This is a genomic window from Nostoc sp. 'Peltigera membranacea cyanobiont' 213 (genome assembly GCF_002245975.1).
Taxonomy (GTDB): Bacteria; Cyanobacteriota; Cyanobacteriia; order Cyanobacteriales; family Nostocaceae; genus Nostoc.
The window spans coordinates 1-2,320 of sequence record NZ_NOLI01000324.1; the positions used below are offsets into that span (position 1 = coordinate 1).

Genomic DNA, 2,320 nt, shown 5'->3' on the forward strand with positions numbered 1-2,320 from the left:
TTTTCTGTCCCCTCTAACTCCCCACAGTACAGGCTTCTAGGCAACAATGGTTTATGCACTGTGTCTAGTTATAAAGGAAGAGGCAAGCGCGGTTGTCTTATGCATTGCTCAAGGCGTGTTTTTAAATAGAACTACTAAGGGACTTGCGGAGAAATAAAATACCAGTCATTCTAGAAGATCAGGAAGGGCGGATATGCCTGCACCTGCTGGAAATTTTGGGAATGGGAATTGCTTTGTTCATGCTCACCGACATCATCAACCCTACCATTCGGTTTCTATTTGTAGTCTTATCTTTTTTAATTATTAACATCTGGATTTATCGAGGATGTTGGAGGCAGAGGGCAGTTCTTGCTGGAGGAAAACTGCCCCGGAGGCGGAGCGGCTCCGGCTCCGCTCTGTAACAGCCGCGACCACTATGGTCTTGGGTTTAAGACAAGAACTCCAAATTTTCTTGTTTTGTGGCTCTTTTTCAGGAGGGGTTTGAATCCTAGTAAGTGAAAAAACCTTCTGCCTCCTGCCTCCTGCCTCCTTCAACTAGTCTGGCATTATCTCAGCCGCTTAAAAAGAAGCTCTAGACAAGTTTTTCCTCATCTATTTACACTCAAACAAATGCTTGAATTTTTAAGTCAAGCAGTAGACCGCAACTATGGGGTAGCCTATGAAGTGTACTTGCCATCTGGTTAATTTCAGTTAATTTTAGGAGTTAATAGATAAGTTTAATTTATAATTTATTCCAAGCAATCAGCTTTTGCACTTTTATCCAAAAACGGTATCACAGGCTACAATTTTTTGGCGATCGCAGAACTTTTCGGTCTACTGATAGTGTAGAACTCGGCTTGCATGAAAGGCGGACAGGGGTAGTCTGTGTAGTTGTTAATCGATGTCTGTCACTAAAATTGTAACTGCTGTAATTTGCATACCTCGACGTATTTTGACACAATTCGGTATACCATATTGAAGCTTAATTTTTTACCCTAGTTTTAGCCCCAAAACAAAGAGACAGGAAAGTAGCCTGTCTCTTTGTTTTGGCTATATTTCTAAGAAGGCGGTACCCGTATTTGAACCGATGATGAGGTATTTATACCTCATCCCCCAATCCCCCAGTCCCAATGAGTGGTAATATATTTTCATGGCTGCTGTAATCCTTGCTATCGATGAACAAATTATTGGATGAAACGCTGTCAATCGAAACTGCTGAACGTATAAATAGTAGAGCTAGTACTCCCTTTGATAATGCTTACAAAGCAGCATTATCCACTGAGGGAGCAAGATACATTCAGGGATTTTTAACTTTTGTGGGAAAGCCATACACACCAATTGAACACAGTTGGATTGAATTAGGCGATGCCTCTGAGGTACGCATTGTCGATCCTACATTACCGCACTTAAACAAAAATCCCCAAGAACTCTGGTATTTTGCTGCACAAAAGCTGACCGTTAAAAAACTCAAAGCCATCATTGAAGAATCAAAAGAAGATTATCCAGAAGATGAACCATTGCCAATCTATGGTGAACCACCTTATGAATATTACGGTGATGTGATGTTGGGTGGTCAAGACTATTTGGCGGCATATCAAGCCGCAGAAGCTAAGTGCAAAGAAATCAACGAACTTAACCCTGAGAGAAACTAAATAATTCGTAACTAGGACTAGCCCTTTCAAGGTGTGTTACAGCGCTTCCGGCTATTATGCAATACAGTTTTCCTCTTGCCCGTCTCCTATCATAGCTTTCAGCTTTGAGGATGTACCTCATAGCCGCCGGAAGTGCTGTAATGTTCTGTGTTTTCTGGGCTAGAATCTTAGCAGTAGAGACATGAGGCTTGTTCTTAAGATAAGTTCGTTTTGGTTGAGCAATCTTTGGACCTCTTGGGTGGCGACGAAAAGCTCTCAGCTTGGCAAGACCTGCCAGATGTTTGAGAATTTGCGATAATTCTATGAAGGTCATGTTGTGAAAAACACGCCATTCTTCAGAGGGAATCGCAATCATCATCCCTCGGTAAGTACCCCTGATTTCGTCGGCTAAATAGTAACTAGAAATTTCGGCTTCTATCTTTTCGGTTCCATGAACACTTCTGAGGGCTGCCTTAACGGTAGACAGGACGTTATAAGCAACTAAAGCGACGCAAAAGGTAAACAAAGCAGCTTTTGGATAGCCTAGCGTATTAATCTCGCAGCAGAGATTTTCTGTCAGGACTTGAAACAAGGTTTCGAGTTTCCAACGTTTGCGGTACAGTTGAGCTATCAAAAGTGCATCTATGACCGTTGTGCAAGTACCCGCGCCGGCCACGCTATCAGACAAGAAATTAGTGAGAAGAAAAATT

1 protein-coding gene and 1 pseudogene are annotated in these 2,320 nt (G+C 42.2%); one reads left to right on the forward strand and one right to left on the reverse strand.

What is annotated here, in order from left to right; all coding sequences use genetic code 11:
* The first annotated feature begins 1,154 nt into the window (after positions 1-1,154).
* Positions 1,155-1,631, forward strand: a complete 477-nt coding sequence (locus CDG77_RS34580; protein ID WP_094333617.1) for a hypothetical protein — start codon at positions 1,155-1,157, stop codon at positions 1,629-1,631.
* On the opposite strand, the pseudogene CDG77_RS34585 reads toward CDG77_RS34580, so the two are convergent.
* Positions 1,612-2,320: pseudogene (locus CDG77_RS34585) on the reverse strand (hypothetical protein); the annotation flags it as partial. The gene CDG77_RS34580 and the pseudogene CDG77_RS34585 sit on opposite strands and share 20 nt — an antisense overlap.

What these genes read in the sequence shown, in the direction of transcription:
- CDG77_RS34580 (WP_094333617.1), top strand. Translation starts at nt 1,155, where the DNA reads ATGAACAAATTATTGGATGAAACGCTGTCAATCGAAACTGCTGAACGT.